The 21,959-nt window shown below is 29.6% G+C and carries 21 protein-coding genes, 2 tRNA genes and 2 pseudogenes; 20 read left to right on the top strand and 5 right to left on the bottom strand.

Annotation, left to right across the window (positions count from 1 at the left end):
* Window positions 1-16: 16 nt before the first annotated feature.
* A complete protein-coding gene (locus tag AACK78_RS05095; RefSeq protein WP_338954858.1) occupies window positions 17-226 on the top strand; it encodes a hypothetical protein in 210 nt (69 codons plus the stop codon).
* 238 nt (window positions 227-464) lie between these two features.
* Here AACK78_RS05095 and coaD read toward each other — a convergent pair whose 3' ends face one another.
* Window positions 465-887 carry a pantetheine-phosphate adenylyltransferase gene (gene coaD, locus AACK78_RS05090; RefSeq protein ID WP_338954857.1) on the bottom strand — a complete coding sequence of 141 codons (423 nt, stop codon included), beginning with the start codon at window positions 885-887 and terminating at the stop codon, window positions 465-467.
* Window positions 888-1,363: 476 nt separating this feature from the next.
* Entirely contained in the window at window positions 1,364-1,477 is a 114-nt protein-coding gene (locus AACK78_RS05085) for a lipoprotein (protein WP_338954856.1), read from the bottom strand.
* Window positions 1,478-1,499: 22 nt separating this feature from the next.
* On the opposite strand from AACK78_RS05085, the pseudogene AACK78_RS07630 reads away from it, so the two are divergent.
* The 9 genes and pseudogenes from AACK78_RS07630 (at window position 1,500) to AACK78_RS05035 (ending at window position 12,790) form a co-directional block, all read left to right on the top strand.
* Window positions 1,500-2,485: pseudogene (locus AACK78_RS07630) on the top strand (IS30 family transposase).
* A 220-nt stretch (window positions 2,486-2,705) separates the two neighbouring features.
* Window positions 2,706-4,376, top strand: coding sequence for a ribonuclease J (locus AACK78_RS05070; RefSeq protein WP_338954853.1), 1,671 nt, complete (start codon window positions 2,706-2,708; stop codon window positions 4,374-4,376).
* A gap of 105 nt (window positions 4,377-4,481) precedes the next feature.
* Window positions 4,482-7,442, top strand: a complete 2,961-nt coding sequence (locus tag AACK78_RS05065) for a DNA translocase FtsK (protein WP_338954852.1) — start codon at window positions 4,482-4,484, stop codon at window positions 7,440-7,442.
* Window positions 7,443-7,600: 158 nt separating this feature from the next.
* Window positions 7,601-8,458 (top strand): energy-coupling factor transporter ATPase, encoded by an 858-nt coding sequence (locus AACK78_RS05060; RefSeq protein WP_338954851.1) that lies wholly within the window; start codon window positions 7,601-7,603, stop codon window positions 8,456-8,458.
* Window positions 8,446-9,363 carry an energy-coupling factor transporter ATPase gene (locus tag AACK78_RS05055; protein WP_338954850.1) on the top strand — a complete coding sequence of 306 codons (918 nt, stop codon included), beginning with the start codon at window positions 8,446-8,448 and terminating at the stop codon, window positions 9,361-9,363. The genes AACK78_RS05060 and AACK78_RS05055 overlap by 13 nt, the downstream gene beginning before the upstream one ends.
* Before the next feature lie 4 nt (window positions 9,364-9,367).
* Window positions 9,368-10,333 (top strand): energy-coupling factor transporter transmembrane component T, encoded by a 966-nt coding sequence (locus tag AACK78_RS05050; RefSeq protein WP_338954849.1) that lies wholly within the window; start codon window positions 9,368-9,370, stop codon window positions 10,331-10,333.
* Complete coding sequence (locus AACK78_RS05045) at window positions 10,333-11,103, top strand: tRNA pseudouridine synthase A (RefSeq protein WP_338954848.1); 771 nt, start codon at window positions 10,333-10,335, stop codon at window positions 11,101-11,103. The genes AACK78_RS05050 and AACK78_RS05045 overlap by 1 nt, the downstream gene beginning before the upstream one ends.
* A gap of 82 nt (window positions 11,104-11,185) precedes the next feature.
* Window positions 11,186-11,524, top strand: coding sequence for a hypothetical protein (locus AACK78_RS05040; protein WP_338954847.1), 339 nt, complete (start codon window positions 11,186-11,188; stop codon window positions 11,522-11,524).
* A 159-nt stretch (window positions 11,525-11,683) separates the two neighbouring features.
* Window positions 11,684-12,790, top strand: coding sequence for a hypothetical protein (locus AACK78_RS05035; protein ID WP_338954846.1), 1,107 nt, complete (start codon window positions 11,684-11,686; stop codon window positions 12,788-12,790).
* 184 nt (window positions 12,791-12,974) lie between these two features.
* Here AACK78_RS05035 and AACK78_RS05030 read toward each other — a convergent pair.
* From AACK78_RS05030 to AACK78_RS05015, 3 genes and pseudogenes are all read right to left on the bottom strand, one after another.
* Window positions 12,975-13,050 (bottom strand) — tRNA-Ala (locus tag AACK78_RS05030).
* A gap of 17 nt (window positions 13,051-13,067) precedes the next feature.
* A tRNA-Ile gene (locus AACK78_RS05025) sits at window positions 13,068-13,144 on the bottom strand.
* A gap of 258 nt (window positions 13,145-13,402) precedes the next feature.
* A pseudogene (locus tag AACK78_RS05015) lies at window positions 13,403-14,378 on the bottom strand (IS30 family transposase).
* Window positions 14,379-14,866: 488 nt separating this feature from the next.
* Between AACK78_RS05015 and rplI the strand changes: the two are divergent.
* The 10 genes from rplI to rplV all read left to right on the top strand — a co-directional run bounded on the left by rplI (window position 14,867) and on the right by rplV (window position 21,953).
* The gene (gene rplI / locus AACK78_RS05010) at window positions 14,867-15,316 is read left to right on the top strand and encodes a 50S ribosomal protein L9 (RefSeq protein ID WP_338954843.1); all 450 of its coding nucleotides are present in this window, start codon (window positions 14,867-14,869) and stop codon (window positions 15,314-15,316) included.
* 3 nt (window positions 15,317-15,319) lie between these two features.
* Window positions 15,320-16,705, top strand: coding sequence for a replicative DNA helicase (gene dnaB, locus AACK78_RS05005; protein ID WP_338954842.1), 1,386 nt, complete (start codon window positions 15,320-15,322; stop codon window positions 16,703-16,705).
* A gap of 69 nt (window positions 16,706-16,774) precedes the next feature.
* Window positions 16,775-18,001 carry a hypothetical protein gene (locus AACK78_RS05000; RefSeq protein WP_338954841.1) on the top strand — a complete coding sequence of 409 codons (1,227 nt, stop codon included), beginning with the start codon at window positions 16,775-16,777 and terminating at the stop codon, window positions 17,999-18,001.
* 233 nt (window positions 18,002-18,234) lie between these two features.
* Entirely contained in the window at window positions 18,235-18,543 is a 309-nt protein-coding gene (rpsJ, locus tag AACK78_RS04995) for a 30S ribosomal protein S10 (RefSeq protein WP_338954840.1), read from the top strand.
* Between the two features lie 64 nt (window positions 18,544-18,607).
* Window positions 18,608-19,384: a 50S ribosomal protein L3 gene (gene rplC / locus AACK78_RS04990; RefSeq protein WP_338954839.1), complete on the top strand. Its 777-nt coding sequence runs from the start codon at window positions 18,608-18,610 to the stop codon at window positions 19,382-19,384.
* Window positions 19,385-19,410: 26 nt separating this feature from the next.
* Entirely contained in the window at window positions 19,411-20,037 is a 627-nt protein-coding gene (gene rplD, locus AACK78_RS04985) for a 50S ribosomal protein L4 (RefSeq protein ID WP_338954838.1), read from the top strand.
* Complete coding sequence (rplW, locus tag AACK78_RS04980; protein ID WP_338954837.1) at window positions 20,037-20,324, top strand: 50S ribosomal protein L23; 288 nt, start codon at window positions 20,037-20,039, stop codon at window positions 20,322-20,324. Before rplD ends, rplW begins: the two co-directional genes overlap by 1 nt.
* A 55-nt stretch (window positions 20,325-20,379) precedes the next feature.
* A complete protein-coding gene (rplB, locus tag AACK78_RS04975) occupies window positions 20,380-21,216 on the top strand; it encodes a 50S ribosomal protein L2 (RefSeq protein ID WP_338954836.1) in 837 nt (278 codons plus the stop codon).
* 83 nt (window positions 21,217-21,299) lie between these two features.
* Window positions 21,300-21,575, top strand: coding sequence for a 30S ribosomal protein S19 (gene rpsS, locus AACK78_RS04970; RefSeq protein ID WP_338954835.1), 276 nt, complete (start codon window positions 21,300-21,302; stop codon window positions 21,573-21,575).
* A 42-nt stretch (window positions 21,576-21,617) separates the two neighbouring features.
* Window positions 21,618-21,953 (top strand): 50S ribosomal protein L22, encoded by a 336-nt coding sequence (rplV, locus tag AACK78_RS04965; protein WP_338954834.1) that lies wholly within the window; start codon window positions 21,618-21,620, stop codon window positions 21,951-21,953.
* Window positions 21,954-21,959 lie beyond the last annotated feature (6 nt).

Raw genomic sequence — 21,959 nt, 5'->3', positions numbered from 1 at the left:
TGTATTAACAATTTTAATGAAAATGATTAAACAAATTGGTATTAATAAATTTAGTTGTATTTTAACCGATAGAGGAAAAGAATTTTATAGATGAAAAACAATAGAAAAACACTTTAAAATAATAGTTTATTTTTGTGATCTTGGTAAACTTTGCCAGAAAGCATTAGTAGAAAGAATAAATAGAGATATAAGGCGTTGATTTGGGTTAAAATGAGCCATTAATTAATATTCGTAGTAGATTAAAATCTATTTTAGATATATTAAATACCACAATTAGACCTTGCTTGGAAAATTTTACATCAAGACAATATTTTAAAAAAATTTTTTTAATTTACTATTTTTTGTGATTATTGTTTTTTTATTTTTAATTTGTTATAATTTTATTAACTTTTTATGATTTAGTTTTACAGTATACAAAAATAAAATATAAAATAAAAAGAAATATTGAAGCTCAATATTTCTTTTTATTTTTTTAACCGCTTAATTTGATTTAAAAAGGTTGAGGAAATTTCATTTAGGCCATAGTCAGCAATAAAAAAAATTGTCTCAAGATTTTGATTTAATTGTTTATTTGCAAAAGCTAGTTCCATTTCATATTTTAAATCATTATTATTCCGTAACCCCCGAATAATGTATTTAGCGCCTAATTGTTTGGCAAAATCACTAGTTAACATTTGATCATTAATTAAAATTTCCACATTTAAGTTAAGATTTTGGCAAGCAAGAGCAACTTGCTTAGCACGAATATTAATATCTGTTTGTTGTTGCTTTTCTAAGTTATTAGTAATAACAACATATAACTTAGAAAATAAAGCCCCTGCTTTTTTAATACTGTTAAGATGACCTTCATGGATTGGGTCAAAACTACCGGGAAAAATTGCTTTCAATCTTTTTTCACATCCTTTTAAATATTATTATTTTAACTTAAAAAGTGTATTACTATAATAGTAATATGATATTTTTCCGATTATTTGGATATTTTTTTAATAGTAATGTATAATAATTAAGATTACATTTTTTAGAGAGATTAGATTTATTAAGGAAAAAATGTATAAATTCATTTAAGAAATAAAATGTAAATAAGTGTAAATTGTAAATACTAAATCATAAAAAGTTAACTATTAATTTAGTTAACTTTTTAAGTTAATTATAGGAGGTTGAAATTATGCAAATAAAGCAATATTTAATTTTGCGGTCTTAGTGAAAAAGTATGGTAAAGATATTATTATTAATACTGTCAATAAGATTGCAAATGATATTGAAATTAAAAAGTAAAGAATAAATTATCCCGCGTAATTTACAATTTTCAATTAACTTTCAATTACTTCCAACTGGTGGTTGTTGTGGTTTGGGTTCTGGTTTATTACTCGCCGTTTTTACTATTATTTGGTTCTTCGCAACTAATTAATGATGTTGTACTTGTTGCTTTTAATCCGATTGCTCCTAAAATATTTAAAATGTTATAATTATTGCACATAAATTATAACATTTTAAATATTTTAGGAGGTAAAGTATGAAAATATGAAAGATTAGATTTTAATGAAAGAGTAAATTTGGAAAAATTAAAAGATAATGAATTATTTAAAAAGAAAAATGGAACAATTAATATTCGAAAAATTGCTAAGCAAATGAATAGAGATTATAGAACTATTTGGCAAGAGTTAAATATGTTTGATAATATTAATGATTATAATGCTGCAAAAGCACAAAAAATACATGATAAAAATAAAAAAATGTCGTAAATATTTAATGTTAAATTCACAAGAATTAAGTCAGTTTTCTAATGAATATAATAATTTTGGTCGTTCGCCACAAAATATTATTACTTCATATGAATTACAATATAATGTAAAATTTGGTGTATGTTTTAAAACAATGTATAAGTATATTAAATTAGGTTATTTTAATTTAAAAAAAGAAATGTTATATTTTAAAAATAAAAAAAGAAAAACAAAAAATGGGGAACAAAATGATAATCGTGGAAAATTACTTAATATTAGAGATTATAAGCAATTTTTAAATGATTATGGAAATGATTTAAGTTTTAGTGGAATTTGAGAAATGGATACTCTTGATTGTGGTAATTTTTATTTGTTAGTTTTAGTAAATCGTAAATCAAAAATACTTTTTTATCATATTTTATTTAGTAAAAAGGCAAGTGTTATATAGACTGCACCCTGTTTAGTAAGTATTAATAAATTTAGTTGTATTTTAACCGATAGAGGAAAAGAATTTTATAGATGAAAAACAATAGAAAAACACTTTAAAATAAGAGTTTATTTTTGTGATCTTGGTAAACTTTGCCAGAAAGCATTAGTAGAAAGAATAAATAGAGATATAAGGCGTTGATTTGGGTTAAAATGAGCCATTAATTAATATTCGTAGTAGATTAAAATCTATTTTAGATATATTAAATACCACAATTAGACCTTGCTTGGAAAATTTTACATCAAGACAATATTTTAAAAAAATTTTTTTAAATTAAATTAGTGTTTGTTAAGATTAGTAAAATTTATTTTTTGTTGTGTTTAATTTTATAATTTTAAAAATAAATATTAAAAACAATATTTTTAATTTAATATTTTTTGTGATTATTGTTTTTTATTTTTAATTTGTTATAATTTCATTAACTTTTTATGATTTAGTTTTACAGTATACAAAGTATTAATTAATAAAAAAGGAATAGAAAGTAGACGATTTTAATTATGGCAAAAATTAATTTTTTCGCTCTTGGTGGATTAGATGAGCGAGGTAAAAATTTATATTGTATTGAAGTAGAACAAGATATTTTTATTTTTGATGCAGGAACAAAAAACCCGGAACGAGGAATTTTAGGAATTGATGTAGTAATTCCAAATTTTGATTATTTAAAGGAGAACCGTGTTCGCATTAAGGGAGTTTTTATTACAAAACCTTCGGATGAATGTTCTGAAGCAATTACTTATATTTTAAAAGAATTAGCATTGCCAGTTTATGGAAGTGATTTAGCGTGTAATATTTTAAAATTCCATTTGCAACGCTTTAAAGTGCGAGGAAAAGAAGAGTGTTTTCATCTTATTAATGCAAAGGATATCCTTGATTTTGGGTCATGTAAAGTTGAAATTTTTTCAACAACAACAAATATGCCAAATAGTTTTGGGTTTGCCTTACATACGCCAGATGGGACAATTATTTATACTGGTGATTATATTTTTGATGCAAAAGCTGATCCTAACTTTGCAACTGATTTGCAACATTTAAACCAAATTATTGCCAAAAATAACGTGTTATTATTTTTATCAGAGGCTTCATCAGTTTCACGTCGGGATTATACAGCTCCAAACCATAAAATTAAAAATTATATTGAACGTGCCGTGAAAGAAACAGAGGGACGGATTATTTTAGCTTGTTTTGATCAAGATTTGCACAAAATTAGTGAATTATTTGATTTAGTACGGGAAAATAATATTTCCGTTGGAATTTATGGTCAAACATTATTAGAATCATTGAAAGTATTATCGGATAGTAAAAAACTAAACTTTAATGGGATTAATTTAAAAGGATTACAAGAAGCCGTTAAAGAAGAGAAATCATTAATTATTGTAACTGGAAGTGGTGAGCGATTATATAGTCGTTTAATTAAAATTGCGTCAGGAAATGATGATATTTTAGATATTAAAGAAAGTGACACAATTATTTTAGCAACACCACCAAATCCAGGCAGTGAATTAAACCATGCTAATGTTTTAGATGAATTAGCACGAACTGTTGCTAAAACCATTGCTTTATCAGACAAAAAAGTTTGGACAATGACAGCAAGTTATGAAGATGTTAAATTAATGAGTTCAATTATTAAACCAAAATATTTTGTTCCAGTAAAAGGGTTATATAAAGACTTTGTGCAAGCAAAAATGTCTGCAATTGAAGCTGGGATTAATCCAGAACATATTTTTATTGTTGATAATGGAGAAGGACTTGAATTTATTGATGGTGAATATAAGAAAACATCTAATAAGGTTAAAACTGCTGATTTATATGTTGATGGAATTGGTGTTGGTGATATTGGGGCCGTTGTTTTAAATGAACGTAAACAATTAGCAACTGATGGTGTTGTTATTATTGGTGTTTCAATTGATAGCAAAACAAAAGAGTTAGTTTCCTTGATTGATACGCAAATGCGAGGAGTAATCTATATTCAAGAAAATAATGATATTTTCCGTAAAATGCAAAAAGTTATCATTGATATTATTGAAAAACACTATAAAAAAGTTGCCGTTGTTGGGGAAATGTATGATGTTAATGAAGCTAAAAATGAAATTAGATCAACAATTAGTTCATTTGTTAAAACGGAAACTGGGAAAACACCAATTATTTTAGCAATTGTGAATGAAATTTAATTTTATGATATATTTATAGTAGATAAATATTTGAAACTTTTAAATGTATGGTAATATTTAAAGTAATTTCTAAATATTTAGAATTTTAGGAGGGCTGCATGCACTATGGAAAAGAATGATCAGTTGATAAATGATCAGAATGAGAAAACTGCAATCTTAAAAGTCAAAAAAAAGCAGCGTCGTAATGATTCCATCGGGTCAGTAATTGGGGCATTATTAGTGATGTTTTTTACTATTCTTGCAGTAGGGCGCATTACTTTAATTGGGCAATTTATTGACGATGTTTTATTTACTTTTGCTTTTGGTTGATTTAAGTATTTGATGTATTTAGTATGCTTAATCTTAGGAATTACGATTTTTATTGGCGTTCGTATTTGCTTAAAAGCCCGTGTCATTTGTATGGTCATAACTTTTATTATTTTATCGTGCTGATTAGTTAGCAGTGTGTTACTGATTTATCAATATGCTATTGGCCAAATGGCGTATTTTCATCTCGGTGTTTTTTTAAATGTTATGAATAACTATCTTGAACGTTGACAAGATGCTTCCATTTTTACTTCTAATCCAACCCATCTGATTATTTTTGTTGGCTTTAATGGCGCTTGAATTACTTTATACGCTGGTGGCGGAATGATTGGAAACTTTTTAGCCGGAATTGCTAGTTATACAACTATTTTTGGATCGTTAATTTTGTGTTTATCAGTTTTTCTATTATGAGGAAGTTGAGTAATAACAGGAACAGCGATTGGGATGTTTTTAGCAAAAAATGAACGACAACAACAAGGGATTTGTGTGTTACATTTGTCAGCGAATCGTCGTCAAAAACAAAATATCTACCAAGCTTATAATATTCCCGATGAAGAATTGTTTTTCGTGCGCCAAGTAATGCATACAACAGAATCCTCTGATATTACAATTCAAATGCCATCATATACCGCGTTACATGATCAACATTTAATTGATGATTTAATCGCGGATGATTTCGTTGGGAAGAAAAAAACAAAACAAAATTATGTTCGTTTTGATAATAAAACCCCCCCTGATCCAGGACCAATAGGGCACAAAGAACCTTTTAATGATTATCCACCCCTTCCTCCACAAGCACCGCAGCCTTCTCAACCGCCGCATTGCGTAAAAATGCAATTAATACCAGATCAATACATTCAGCCACGTAATCGTCGGAGCAATAATAATGCTTATCTTAATAAAAATATTGATGATTTACCAGTTTATGGGTCGCCGTATGGCAAAAATGTTAATATTTATGCTGCTCGTAATAAGTTAAATTCGGCAACTGATATTACACCTTTTGGGAAAATTAACCGTAATGATAATCCAGGTCCTTTAAAACAAATATCATTTTATGATGAACATTTTCCCACCGAAGAATATGATTCACCGCCATTAGAACAATATGAACCAATTGAACCTAATGCGGGAATTTATCATCGCCAGAGTAATCAAGAGGAGTATTACCCTAGTTATGAACCACTAGTAATGAATCAACAACATTTTGAAATGCCGTATCAACCACCGCACCGTGTTGCGAAGCCAAAATCAATTGAAGTTAATAAGAAATTTAGTCAGCCCGGGCCACGCCGTAGTTCTTTTAATAATCCACATTATAAATTACCTAATTTAGGTTTATTAAATCCGAAGGAAGATAATCGGCGAAATAATGAACGAAATAAACTTGCTGCGCAAAAGAAAGCCGTTAAACTTAATCAAGTTTTTCAAAAATTTAATATTGCTGCTAGTGTGCAAGGAATTAATATTGGTCCAACAATTACCAAGTTTGAAGTACAAATGCAACCAGGGGTAAAAGTTAATAAAATTATGAATTTAGAGAATGATCTAAAATATGCTTTAGCCACACAAAATGTGCGGATTGAAGCTCCAATTCAAGGGAAATCAGCCGTTGGAATTGAAATCGCTAATGAAATTAGTAATAAGGTAACTTTACGCGAAATTATGGAATGCTTACCATTAGAAAAACAAGAATGTAAATTATTAGTTGGAATTGGTAGCAGTGTCAATGGTGAAATTATTTTTGTTGAATTAGATAAAATGCCCCATTTATTAGTTGCTGGTTCAACTGGAAGTGGAAAGTCAGTTTGCATTAATACCATTTTATCGTCATTAATCTTAAGAACAAAACCATCAGAAGTGAAATTATTATTAATTGACCCAAAACAAGTTGAGTTAGCAGTTTATAATAATTTACCGCATTTATTAGCTTCTGTTATTACTGATACCAATTTAGCAAATTCAGCTTTAAAAAGAATCATTGCGGAAATGGAACGTCGTTATAGTATGCTATCTGAACACGGTGTTCGAAATATTGAAACATTTAATAAAAAAGTTTCAGAGAAAGATCGGTTACCATATGTTGTGGTAGTGATTTATGAATTAGCTGATTTAATGATGACAGCGGGGAAAGATATTGAAGACTCAATTATGCGAATTACCCAATTAGCAGCGCGTGCAGCTGGAATTCACATGGTGATTGCAACGCAACGACCATCAACGGATGTTATTACTGGGGTAATTAAAACAAATATTCCTTCGCGAATTTCCTTTTTGGTTACTTCAGCGATTGATTCACGGACAATTTTAGACCAAGGGGGCGCTGAAAAACTAATTGGTTATGGTGATATGTTATATGCACTAGCGGGACAAAATATTCCAACTCGGGCACAAGGGGCATTTATTTCCGCTGATGAAATTCAACGGTTAGTTAATTTCTGACGGGAGCAACAAGAACCTGATTATGATGAAGAGTTTTTAAATATTGAAATCAATAGTGATGGTGGTAGCAACAATGAAAGCGATAATATTGACAGTTTGTATCCAGAAGTGAAACGATTTGTTATTTTAAATCAGAAGGCTTCAACATCGTTGATTCAAAGAAAATTTTCAATTGGTTATAATCGAGCTAGTCGTTTAATTGATGCGTTAGAAGAAAACGGGATTATTGGTCCCCAAAATGGTGCAAAACTACGGGATGTTTATGTTCAAAATATTGATTTAGATGATAATCCGTATAGTGATGGGGGCTATTGATAAAGCTCAGATAATTTGGAAAAAACCAATTAATTATTTGTGTATTTATAATTTTTATATATAATTAAAGATAGATTGGAAAGATAAAATTTCAATTAATATTTTTTAAATATTAAGTATATAATTAAACTATTATGTAAAAACATTAAGGATGAGAAAAGATGGCAAAGAAAACTACTGTAAAGTTAAAAAAACTAAATGATATTTCATTAAAATTAACTGATGTTGAATTTCGCTACCGTGAAAATCACCCTAATGCGGTTGACGGAGTTAGTTTTGAAATTAAATGTGGGGAGTATGTTACAATCATTGGTCATAATGGGAGTGGAAAATCAACGATTAGTAAAATTATTATTGGGGTTTTACGACCACAAAAAGGGAAGATTGAAGTTTTTGGTAATGAAGTTCATTCATCAACAATTACTGGAATTCGTAAATTTTTAGGAATTGTCTTTCAAAATCCGGATAATCAGTTTATTGGGTCAACAGTTCGGGATGATATTGCTTTTGGTTTGGAAAATCGTCAAATTCCCCAAAAAGATATGCAAGCAATTATTGATAAAGCGGCCGCCAAAGTTGATATGAGTAATTTTCTTGACCATGAACCCTTAATGCTGTCGGGAGGACAAAAACAACGGGTAGCAATTGCTTCGGCATTAGCTTTAGCCCCAGATATTATTATTTTTGATGAAGCAACAAGTATGTTAGATCCAAAGGGACGCAAAGAAATTAAACAAATTATGGTTGATTTAAAAGAATCGCGGGAAAAAACAATTATTTCAATTACCCATGATATGGATGAAATTTTAAATGCTGATAAGGTCATTGTGATGAACAAAGGACAAATCGTCAAATGTGGTAAACCACATGAAATTTTATATGATGAAGAGTTTTTAAAATCAATTCATTTAGATGTTCCCTTTGTCTCACGTGTCGTTGATAGTTTACGAACAAATGGATTAGAAGTAAAAAATACACTAGATCTTAGAGAATTGGTGGATGAAATATGTCAAAAGTAAAAAATAAACCTAAAATTGAAGCGTTACAAAATGTTGATATTACTTTCACTGATGTCTCTTATGTTTATGCGCCCAAAACGCCATACGAATATGTCTCGTTACAAGACATTAATGTGGTTATTAAACCAGGGAAAATTACCGCTATCATTGGGTCAACGGGAAGTGGTAAATCAACATTAATTCAACATATTAATGGATTATTAATTCCCACAACAGGCGTTGTTGATGCGAATGGTTTTATTATTACCGCAAAGCAAAAACGGATTAAGAATATTAAACAATTACGAAAATCAATTGGACTAGTGTTTCAGTTTCCGGAATATCAATTATTTGAAGAAACAATTGAAAAAGATATTATGTTTGGTCCAGTTCATTTGGGTGAAAGTAAAGAAGTGGCTCGAGAAAACGCCAAAAAATATATAACAATGGTTGGCTTACCATTAAGTTATTTAGAACGCTCACCGTTTGACTTATCGGGAGGACAAAAGCGCCGCGTTGCTATTGCTGGGATTTTAGCAATGGAGGGTAATACTTTAATTTTAGATGAACCAACAGCGGGGCTAGATCCCGAGGGGGAAGAAGACTTTATTAATTTGTTTTCCCAAATTAATAAAGAACAAAATAAACGAATTATTTTAGTAACGCATAATATGGATCATGTCTTAGAAATTGCTGATGAGGTTATTGCCTTAAAAGAAGGCCGTGTTTTAAAAGTCGGAACGTCTTTTGAAATTTTCAAAGATAAAGATTTATTACAAACCCTTTTAATTGAACCACCGAAGATTTATAATTTAATTTATCAATTACAAGAAAAAGGGCTTGATTTAACGGATGTTAATATTCGAAATATTGATCAATTAGCAAAAGAAATTATTCACCATAAAAAACAAAAAAGAAAGGGATAAAAAGATGCGCTTATCATTTGGACGTTATATTGCTTATAATTCCCCAATTCATAGAATGGATCCACGGGTAAAATTATTTATGTTGTTATCATTAATGGTATCAATCTTTTTTTCAACTGGTTTTACTGGTTATGCTATTTTAGGGGTAACGATTTTTATTTTGTTCTTTTTAGCGAAATTACGACCAAGATTATTACGAGCATTGTTAAAACCAATTTTATTTATGTTTATTATTTTATTATTAATTAATTGTTTTTTAGTCACGGATGGTTTTATTGGTTGACATTGAGGGGGCAAAGCAGCGGCAACTGGCCCAGTTGCCGCTGGGGGGAAAAGTTGATTTGCTTTTTCCGAAAAAGCCTTTTTTAATGCCCTTTATATGGCGTGTCGGATTTATTTAATGATTTTAATTACGACAATTTTAACTGCTACAACCCGCCCATTGGATTTAACATTAGCCTTAGAAGATTTATTAAGTCCGTTAAAATTAGTGCGCTTCCCAGTTCATATTTTATCAACAATTATTTCAATTGCTTTACGTATGATCCCAACATTAATTGAAGAAGCAGGACGAATTATGAAGGCCCAAGCTTCACGAGGAGTTGATTTTAAGAATGGACACTTTAAAGACAAAATTAAATCAACAACAGCTTTGATTATTCCATTATTAGTATCAGCCTTTCAAAAAGCAGAAGATTTAGCTTATGCAATGGATGCTCGAGGATATGACCCCCAGGCGAAACGAACACGGTATCGTCATTATCGCATTCATTTTACGGATATCTTATTATTTATTTTTGGGGTTGGGATTGCCAGTGTTATTATTGCGCAATCAGTAACAATGGGTCAATATGAAACCTTTTATGAAGTTTGACATTGAGGACCAAGTGGTTGAACATTTGGCAAAATTTCAACAGGATTTTTACGTATTCGGATTCTTCATATTGATGAATTTGTTTTAGGATGATAATGTTATATTTATTATTAAGTATTGAATATGATGGTTATGATTATAGCGGTTGAGTTAAACAAAAAAATGCTCGAACAATTCAATTTGAATTAGAGAAAGCATTTTTTGGCATTTGTCAGCAAAAAATTTGAACCTTAGGAGCTAGTAAAACCGACGCAGGGGTTCATGCTTGTGATCAAAAGGTATTAGTGAAGCTACCGTTTCAACCACGTCATTTAGGTTTTTTTATTAAGATAGTTGGTAAAAGTTTACCACCAAATATTAATATTAAAAAATACCAAGTTGTTTCCGAGAATTTTAGTGTTCGGACAGCCAAAGTCAAAGAATATGTTTATACGATTAATGATCGAACATATGATCTTTTTAATCATCGTTATGAATTAAAAGTTGATCGTTTGCTAGATGTGAAAAAATTGCATAAAATTAGTCAAGTTTTTGTTGGGACTCATAATTTTTCTTTTTTTACCAGTGTTAAAGCGGACGAAAATATTGCAACGCAACGAACAATTAAAAAAATTTGAGTTAAACGAAATAGAGCCAAAAAAATAGAAATTCATTTTGTGGGACCAAGTTTTATTCGTTATCAAATTAGGATGTTAACACAAAATATTTTGGCATGTTATTGAGGACAAGTTAGTTTAATGGAATTAAAAATGGTTTTAAAACATCCACCAGCGGGGGGAACAACAAAATACTGTGCAAAACCATATGGTTTATGTTTAAAAAAATTAAATATTAAAAAAAGATTATCTGTAAATTGTAAATACTAAATCATAAAAAGTTAACTATTAGTTTAGTTAACTTTTTATGATTTAGTATTTACAATTTACAGATAATAATCATTATCAACAAATGGATAGTATTTTAGAACGAGAAATTTATGATAAATTAAAATTACATTTAAATGATAAAAAATATGATATTATTCCACAAGTAAAGCAATCCGATTTTTCAATTGACTTATGAATTAAAGATAAAACAACCAATAATTTTATTTTAGCAATTGAATGTGATGGTCCTACTTATCATTCAAAACCAGCAGACCGGACTTGTGATATTTGACGACAATCAATTTTAGAAAGTAATGGTTGAAAATTTGAATGAATATCGTCGTTGCAATGATGAAAACAGGATCAAAATAAAGCTATCAATAGATTTTTAGAACGATTAGAAACGTTAGATTCAATTTAATTAAAAATTAAACAGTAATTTAAATTAAATATTAATTTTAAAGTGTACTTCTTCCCTTTAAAAAATAAATATGATATTATATATTTTTTGTTTTTTTTATGATAAAATATATAGTATCAAGTAGAATTAGATAGAGAATCGGGCAAATGAGGTGCAAAAATGAATAATAATGGCTTTTATATCTTACCAAATGAAGAAGGATATTTAGTAAAGTCACATGATACTAATAGTGAAGTTGCACTTTTTAGAAGTCGTCGTGATGCAGAAGTATTCATCAGCACTTTAACATTATCGCCGATTCCGTCTTATCCAAATAGTTATTTAACAGGGGCTTCGGCACCTCAATATGCAACCAATCCGCAACAGATTATTACCCCGCATCCGACAACTAATGGTGCTTCACCACAAGTCTTTTTTATTCAACAACCAGCTCCAGCTCAGCAAGTAGTGCCAAAACCGTATCCATTTTATCCAATGATGCCACCATATCCATTTTATTCAATGATGCCACCATATCCATCAATGGGAAATGGAATGTGCCAAGGCGGGATGTATCCAGGGATGTATCCAAATTACTACGAACCACAAAATAATAATTGTGGTGGCGCTTGTCCTTGTGGCCATAATAATTCAAATTATCATGATCATTTTAATAACAATTTTCAATCAAATAGTGATTTGCATACCAAAAAAAATAATGACTTAAGAAAAGAACCAAGCATTTCACCAGAAGCAAATAATGGGTTTTTAGAACGTAGGGATGAAGAACAAATAAATCAGTTCCCAACGGAAGAATATAATTATGGGTCAGGTATGAACCAAAATCAAGGGAATGTACCTTTTGATGAACCAATGGTTGAACAACAATATAATAATAATTCAGTGGTGAGTTCAGAGGAACCGATAAGATCAAGTTATTCAAGTTATGAACAAGGAAATCAGGAACAACCACCAAATAATCAATCATATTATGAACAAGTTTTTGTTACAGATCCCGTTTTTCTTAATCAGCAAAAACAACAAACGGAGCAACCACAACAAGCGGCAAACTCAATTAATGTAGCTGATGATGATGAATTCTTTAATTTTGTTAATGATAATGATTTTAACCGTAATGCTAAAACTTCGAAAAAAGAAACCAAGCGGTTAATGAAAGAAGAATTAAAAGCAGCAAAAATGCAAGCAAAATTAGAGAAAAAAAATATTAAAAAAGAAAAACTCAGAGGAGCTCTTGATATTGAGGATTTAGACCCAATTGTGGAATAAAATATGTATATTGTAAAACTAAATCATAAAAAGTTAATAAAATTATAGCAAATTAAAAATAAATATTAAAAACAATATTTTTAATTTACTATTTTTTGTGATTATTGTTTTTTATTTTTAATTTGCTATAATTTTATTAACTTTTTATGATTTAGTTTTACAATATACATATTTCTTTTATAGATGGTGGACCCGAACGGGATCGAACCGTCGACCCCCTGCGTGCAAGGCAGGTGCTCTCCCAGCTGAGCTACGGGCCCAAAAATAGTATAAAAAATGGTCGGGCTAAATGGACTTGAACCATCGACCTCACCCTTATCAGGGGTGCGCTCTAACCAACTGAGCTATAGCCCGAAAACCTAAATAATTATAACATTAAATTTGTTCAAAAAACAACCATAAATTTAAAATCTTTGTATATTGTAAAACTAAATCATAAAAAGTTAATAAAATTATAGCAAATTAAAAATAAAAAACAATAATCACAAAGAATAGTAAATTAAAAATATTGTTTTTAATATTTATTTTTAAAATTATAAAATTAAACACAACAAAAAATAAATTTTACTAATCTTAACAAACACTAATTTAATTTAAAAAAATTTTTTTAAATTATTGTCTTGATGTAAAATTTTCCAAGCAAGGTATAATTGTGGTATTTAATATATCTAAAATAGATTTTAATCTACTACGAATATTAATTAATGGCTCATTTTGAGCCAATAAACGCCTTATATCTCTATTTATTCTTTCTACTAATGCTTTCTGGCGAGGTTTACCAGGATCACAAAAATAAACTCTTATTTTAAAATGTTTTTCTATTGATTTTCATCTATAAAATTCTTTTCCTCTATCGGTTAAAATACAACTAAATTTACTAATACCAATTTGTTTAATCATTTTCATTAAAATTGTTAATATAATACTTGCCTTTTTACTAAATAAAATATGATAAAAAAAGTATTTTTGATTTACGATTTACTAAAACTAACAAATAAAAATTACCACAATCAAGAGTATCCATTTCTCAAATTACACTAAAACTTAAATCATTTCCATAATCATTTAAAAATTGCTTATAATCTCTAATATTAATTAATTTTCCACGATTATCATTTTGTTCCCCATTTTTTGTTTTTCTTTTTTTATTTTTAAAATATAACATTTCTTTTTTTAAATTAAAATAACCTAATTTAATATATTTATACATTGTTTTAAAACATACACCAAATTTTACATTATATTGTAATTCATACGAAGTAATAATATTTTGTGGCGAACGACCAAAATTATTATATTCATTAGAAAAATGACTTAATTCTTGTGAATTTAACATTGAATATTTACGACATTGTTTTTTATTTTTATCATGTATTTTTTGTGCTTTTGCAGCATTATAATCATTAATATTATCAAACATATTTAACTCTTGTCAAATAGTTCTATAATCTCTATTCATTTGCTTAGCAATTTTTCGAATATTAATTGTTCCATTTTTCTTTTTAAATAATTCATTATCTTTTAATTTTTCCAAATTTACTCTTTCATTAAAATCTAATCTTTCATATTTTCATACTTTACCTCCTAAAATATTTAAAATGTTATAATTTATGTGCAATAATTATAACATTTTAAATATTTTAGGAGGTAATCGGATTAACAGCAACAAGTACAACATCATTAATTAGTTGCGAAAAACCAAATAATAGTGAAAACGGGGAGTAATAAACCAGAACCCAAACCACAACAACCACCAGTTGGAAGTAATTGAAAGTTAATTGAAGATTGTAAATTACGCGGGATAATTTATTCTTTACTTTTTAATTTTAATATCATTTGCAATTTTATTGACAATATTAATAACAATATCTTTACCATACTTTTTACTAACGACCGCAAAATTAAATATTGCTTTATTTGCATAATTTCAACCTCATATAAGTAACTTAAAAAAAGTTAACTATTAATTTAGTTAACTTTTTATGATTTGGTATTTACAATTTACACTAAATAAAATATGTAAATTGTAAATATTTTGCGAACTTTTTCCGTTATAATTTGTAGTAGGTGATTAGGATGAAAGTTATTTTAGTGAAAGATGTTAAAGGTAAAGGCAAAGTCAATGACATGATTGAAGTTTCTGATGGCTATGCTAAAAATTACTTAATTAAAGAGGGATTTGCCATTCCAACAACTCCGGCTAATTTGGCGAAGTTAAATGTCGTGTTATCGCAACAAGCAGCTCAAGCAGCAGCGACAAAAGCAACTTTAGAGGAATTAAAAACTGCCTTAGAACAATTAACATTAAATTTTAAATTAAAAGTACATGATAACAAAATATTTGGAAGCGTTTCTTTAACAGTAATTGAAGATCGTTTAGCAAAAGAATTTAATTTAAAAGTTGATAAAAAGAAATTTATTGATAATAATAATTTGAGAAGTTTTGGTCTGCATTATTTAAAAATTAAATTAGCTCCAAATATTATCGCAAAATTAAAAGTAATGATTGAAAAAAAGGAGACTTAATTGATGGAAACTTTAAATAAAATAGAAATAAGTAAAACTGAGATAAATAAAATTAATGTTATTAATGATGCCGAAAAAAATGTTTTAGCAATTATTGCCCATTCAATTAATGCTGCTGAAGAAGTCTTTTCGATTTTAAACGAAGATGATTTTACTGTGATGAATTATAAAGTGATTTTTAAAACTTTACAAGAACAATTTTTAGCAAAGGATGCGATTAATGTTGCAACATTGAGTAATTATATGTTAAAAAATAATATTTTAAATAAAATTGGCGGAATTGAATTTTTAACGGATTTATTTCAGTCATATACAACGGATGCTAATTTATCAGAGTATTTAGATATTATTATTAAAAATACAACATCACGGCGTTTAAAAGCAGTTGTTAATAAGATTAACCGGTACATTGATGCTCATCAACCAATTGATGAAGTTGTTAGTCAGGCCGAAAAAGAAATTTTAGATGTTAAAAAAGAACGAAAAGGTAATTTATTTAAAACATCTTATGATGAAGTGGACAAAGTATTACACAAAATTGAATTATTGGAAAATTCTGGGGAAATGTTAACAGGAAGTCCAAGTGGTTTTCGTGATTTAGACCGGATGACTTCGGGATTTCAAAAAGGGGATTTTATTATTTTAGCAGCGCGACCATCAATGGGGAAAACTGCTTTAGCATTAAATTTTGCTGTTAAATCAGCTGCTGAATCAAAGAAAGCTGTTACAATTTTTTCTGTTGAAATGCCAGCGGAACAATTAATTCAAAGAATGTTAGGGAGTTATTCAACGGTAGATTCGGTTAAAGTTCGAACAGGAAAAGGTTTACAAAGTCGGGATTGGGAAAATATTACCAAGGCGGCAGATTTTTTAAAACAGACAAAGTTATTTATTGATGATACACCTGGTTTAAAAGTTATTGAGTTGCAATCAAAATTACGAAAATTATGCCGGGAAAATGAAGTTGGCTTAGTTGTGATTGATTACTTACAATTATTAAGTACCGGAACGCATTTTGGTGATTCACGGCAACAAGAAGTTTCCACAATTTCACGGCAACTTAAAGCTTTAGCACGTGAGTTAGAAGTACCAATTATTTGTTTATCACAATTATCACGGTTAGTTGAAAAACGAGAAGATAAAAGACCAATTATGTCTGATTTACGTGATTCAGGGGCAATTGAACAAGATGCCGATATTATTATGTTTTTATTTCGAGAAGAATATTATACTGTCCATGATTCAGATAAGTTAGAATTAGCAGGGCCAGAAACTGAAAAAGCACAATTAATTTTATCAAAGCATCGAAATGGACCAACTGGTAAGGTTGAATTATTATTTGTAAAAAAACATGGATCGTTTGCTGATTTTGGTTTGAAAAATACATAAATTTAAGATAATATATTATTCAGTGAAAAGAATAATTATTAAATTAGTGTTTTAGAAAAGAGTTTTATAATGCGTAAGTTACTATCAATTTTTACAGCATCAGTGTTATGTTTAACATCAGTTTCATCGCTTGTTGCATGTAGTAAAACCCCAGAAGGGAGTCCAGTTTCTGTTTTTATATATAATGGGAATCAAAAATTTAGTCATGCTCCAACAGCAACTAATAAATCAACAAATGGAATAGACGATGCCACTAAGTCAGGAAAAGATGAAACTGATGCTCCTTTTGAGTATAGTTTACAAGGAGGCCGAATGGGCTTAGTTAATAATGTCCTTAATCCTTTTTTACATGGAATAAATTTAACAAAAGATAATAGTGTAACAACTGGGAAAGGGACAAAATGAAGTGATGAACAAGTTGCCACTGGGTTACAAGGGCAAAAAGATAACTTAATTGCCAAGGCGAAAAGTGATACGGCAGATCCTCTTGATAGTAGTAAGAAAATTAATCAAAAAAAAATATGAGAAGCTTTTTATAATGATTATTCAACTAGTTATGATTCAACTTATGTGCAAGTAGCCTTACTTGCCAATGAAAATCAAGCAATTCAGGATTCAACAAATAAAAATTTAGTGACAACAACTGGAAATCCAGAAAAAACAAATGAAAAAGATTGAGTTAAAGAGCATACTTGACCTACTATTAGTAAAAAAGGTTTTTTTACTCCACCATCATTAAAAACATTTTCACCAGTAGCATCAATTATTAAATGATTAAATAATCCTAAAAATGGATATAATGAAGGTTATGACAAAATTGAACAAAATCGTGGTTATCAATCAACCCGTTATGTTGCAATTGTTATTCCAAATGTTGCAATTCGTTTAGAATTCCAAGGGGAACATCATCGGTTTACCTTTACTGCAACGATTGATAAATTAGTCGTTTATGCTAATTACTTAGTTTATCTTAATCCAAATAGTAAGAATGATGAAGCAACTTATGGTCATCAATGATTCTTCCTTAGTTATGATTTCTATGACTTTGATGATTTAAAGGATGATTATTATCACCGTTATAATTTAAGTGATATTCCAAATGATGTTAAAATTAATCCCGATATTCAAGTAGCCTTAGGATTTGTTAAAAAAGGGGATGAAAAAGGAACCTTAACAGCAGATGAAGATAAAGAGGTTGGTAAAAATGGCCAATTTCTAACGCAAACATCAGATTATACTTTCCCAGCTTTAAAATGAAAAATTAATGTTGATTCGATTACTAATCAATATAAATAAGACTGTAAATTGTAAATACCAAATCACAAAAAGCTAACTATTAATTTAGTTAGCTTTTTGTGATTTGGTATTTACAATTTACACAAAAAAAGACTTGCATTATTAACTATTATCCAATAAAATAAATGAGCATGTATATTTTGTGGGAACATCTTTTTTGGTTTATCTTTGATACACTGATAAGGGTTGTAAATGTTTACACAAAAAATATGAACAAATTAGGAGGAAAAGTAATGGCTCAAACTAAAATGAGAATTAAATTAAAAGGTTTTGATCACCGTGTGGTTGATCAATCAATTAAAAAAATCATTGAAGCAGCTCAAGCCGCAGGAATACAGGTAAAGGGACCAATCCCTTTACCAACTGAACGTAATATTATCACTATTTTACGAGCAACTCATAAATACAAAGATTCAAGAGAACAATTTGAAATGAGAACGCATAAAAGAATTATTGATATTATTAATCCTGATGGTCCAAAGGTAATTGATACTCTAAAAAGGGTTCAACTACCAAGTGGTGTGGAAATTGAAATGAAATAAATAACCATTCTTAAATTTAATTTAGAGACAAAATATATATGACGTATTTTCAAGGAGGAAAGAAATGAAAGGAATCTTAGGACGCAAAATTGGTATGACACAAATTTTTGCTACCGACGGTAGATTAATACCAGTTACAGTAGTTGAAGTACAACCTAATGTTGTTTTGCAAATGTTAACAAAAGAAAAAAATGGTTACCAAGCACTTCAATTAGCTGTCGAAGATAAAAGAGTTAACTTGGTTTCAAAACCAGACCAAGGGCAATTTAAAAAAGCGAACACAACACCTAAGCGCTTCGTTAAAGAAATCAGAAATATGGATGGTTATAATTCTGGCGATATTATTAAAGTTGATATCTTTACTGCTGGGGAATTCGTTGATGTTACAGGAACTTCAAAAGGGAAAGGATTTACCGGTTCGATTAAAAGACATAACTATTCACGGGGACCCATGGGCCATGGGTCAGGTTACCACCGTGGGGTTGGATCAATGGGGCCAATTGCACCAAATCGAATTTTAAAATCTAAAAAAATGCCTGGACATATGGGAACCGAAAAAGTAACAATTCAAAATTTAGAAGTTATTGCAATTGATACTGAAAAAAATGCTTTATTAGTAAAAGGCTCAATTCCAGGTCCGAAAAAACAATTTGTAGTTATTAAAGAAACAATTAAAGGTTTAACACCTAATGCACCAATAGAACTAATTAAAAGAACTGTTGACGCAAAAAAATCAGAACCCACAATAAAAGAAGAAAAACCAGTTGAAGGAGTTGTTGATTCAAGCGTTGAAACAACACCAGCAGCAGTCACTGATGCACCAGTATCAAAGATAGAATAGTTTTGTAGAAAGGAATTTTAAATAAAATGAAATTACAAGTACTTGATGCGAAGGGAACTAGCGTTAAAGAAATTAGTGTAAATGATGCCATTTGAGGGATTGCTCCACATCAACAAGCAATGTTTGATGCTGTGGTTGCGCAACAAGCCGCAATGCGTCAAGGCACACACAAAACTAAGACAAGAACAGAAGTATCTGGTGGGGGAAGAAAACCTTGAAGACAAAAAGGAACTGGTCGTGCTCGCCAAGGTTCAATTAGAGCACCGCAATGAAAAGGCGGAGGGATTGTTTTTGGTCCAACTCCGGAAAAAAAATACTTAAAACATGTTAATAAAAAAGTAAGAAAATTGGCAATTAAATCAGCATTATCATTGAAAGTTCAAGATAAAAATATGATGGTAATTAACCAATTTGGAATTAACAAGCCTTCAACAAAAGCAATGGTTGAAGTCTTAAATAATTTAAAAGTTAATAATGAAAAATTATTAATTATTACGATTGAAGGTGATGAAATTAACTTTAAATCATCACGTAATATTGAGAAAGTAAATATAATTACATCAACTGGAATTAATATTTATGATTTATTAAATGCAAACAAATTATTAGTAACAGAAGAAGCAATAAAAGCAATTGAGGAGGTGTACGCATAATGCATATTACAAATATTATTAAAAAACCAATTTTGTCAGAAAAAACATATCGTAATATGGCTAATGGTGTATATACTTTTGAAGTTGCGCAAACAGCGAACAAAGTTCAAATTAAAAAATCTTTTGAAAAAATATTTGAAGTAAAAGTTAAAAAAGTTAATGTTATTAATTATGACCCAAAAGAAAAGAAAATGGGAAAATTTGTTGGAAAGACAACATATACAAAACGTGCAGTTATTAAATTAAAACCAGGAGAGAAATTAGATTTATTAGGAGAAGATAAATAATTCCAGGATACACTATCTGGGACTGTTTATTGGCGCAACAGGAGGATAAATAAAAATGCCAATTAAGAGTTTTAAACCAGTTACACCGAGTCGTCGTAATATGACGACATTAGATTTTTCCGTGCTAACAACTGACCGCCCGGAAAAATCATTAATTGAAACTCGGAAAAAACATGCTGGTCGTAATAACCAAGGGGTTATTACAATAAGACATAAAGGTGGCGGCCATAAAGTTAAATATCGTATTATTGACTTTAAACGTAATAAGGATGATATTATTGGAAAAATTGCAACCATTGAATATGATCCAAATCGTAACGCCTTTATTAGTTTAGTTAATTATGTTGATGGTGAAAAAAGATATATTTTAGCACCAAAAACAATTAAAGTTGGAATGCAAATTATTAGCAGTGATAAAGCTGATATTAAAGTTGGAAACTGTATGAAATTAAAAAACATTCCAGAAGGGACAGTTCTACATAATTTAGAATTACGCCCATGTAAAGGTGGCCAATTAGCGCGTTCAGCGGGGTCATCAGTGCAATTACTAGGGAAAGATGAAGATGGCAAATATGTCACAATTCGTTTAACATCTGGTGAAGTTCGTAAGATCTTAGCTGAATGTCGTGCCACAATTGGTGAAGTTGGAAACGAAGATTATGCCTTAGTAAATTGAGGAAAAGCTGGACGAAATCGTTGACGCGGAATTCGTCCAACTGTTCGGGGATCAGTTATGAACCCGAATGATCACCCACATGGAGGGGGAGAAGGTAAAACTCCAGTTGGACGAAAAGCGCCAATGACTCCATGAGGGAAAAAAGCATTAGGATTGAAAACTCGTAATAAGAAAAAAGCTTCAACTAAACTAATCGTTAGAAGACGTACTAAATAATCTTGCTAATTAGGGTCAAATCAGACAAATAATAGTTGAAAGTAAAAATTAAAATTAGAGAGATTATATATAGGAGGTAAAAAATGTCACGAAGTCTTAAAAAAGGGCCATTTGTTAATAAACATTTACAGAAAAAAGTTGAAGTATTAAATGCTACGAATAAAAAAGAAGTTGTTAAAACCTGATCAAGAAGAAGCGTTATCTATCCTGATTTTATTGGTCATACTTTTGCTGTCCACAATGGGAAAGAACATATTCCAGTTTATGTTACCGAAGATATGGTTGGTCATAAACTGGGAGAATTCTCACCAACAAGAAAATTTGGTGGGCATGGCGATGATAAGAAAAAGAAAAAATAATCAAATTCAGAAAGTGAGTATTATATAAATGGATGTAAGAAAATGGATGTAAGAGCAAACTTAAGAAGTATTCGAATATCGCCACGAAAAGTAAGATTAATAACCGATTTAATTCGGAATAAAAAAGTGGGAGATGCAATAGTTATTCTTAAGAACACAAACAAAAAATCATCAGTACCAGTACAGAAATTAGTTAAATCAGCAATAGCTAATGCTGTTAATAATAATGGTCTAGATGCTGATCGCTTATTTATTAAAGAAATCTTCGTTAACGAAGGACCAACATTAAAACGTTTCCGTCCGCGCGCACATGGACGAGCATATGAAATATTGAAGAGAACAAGTCACATCACCGTTACGGTTAGTGATGGACAATAATAAGAA

The sequence above is a fragment of the Spiroplasma endosymbiont of Polydrusus cervinus genome (assembly GCF_964019755.1).
In the GTDB taxonomy this organism is placed as follows: Bacteria; Bacillota_I; Bacilli_A; order Mycoplasmatales; family Mycoplasmataceae; genus Spiroplasma.
This window is presented reverse-complemented; position numbering and strand designations above follow the sequence as displayed.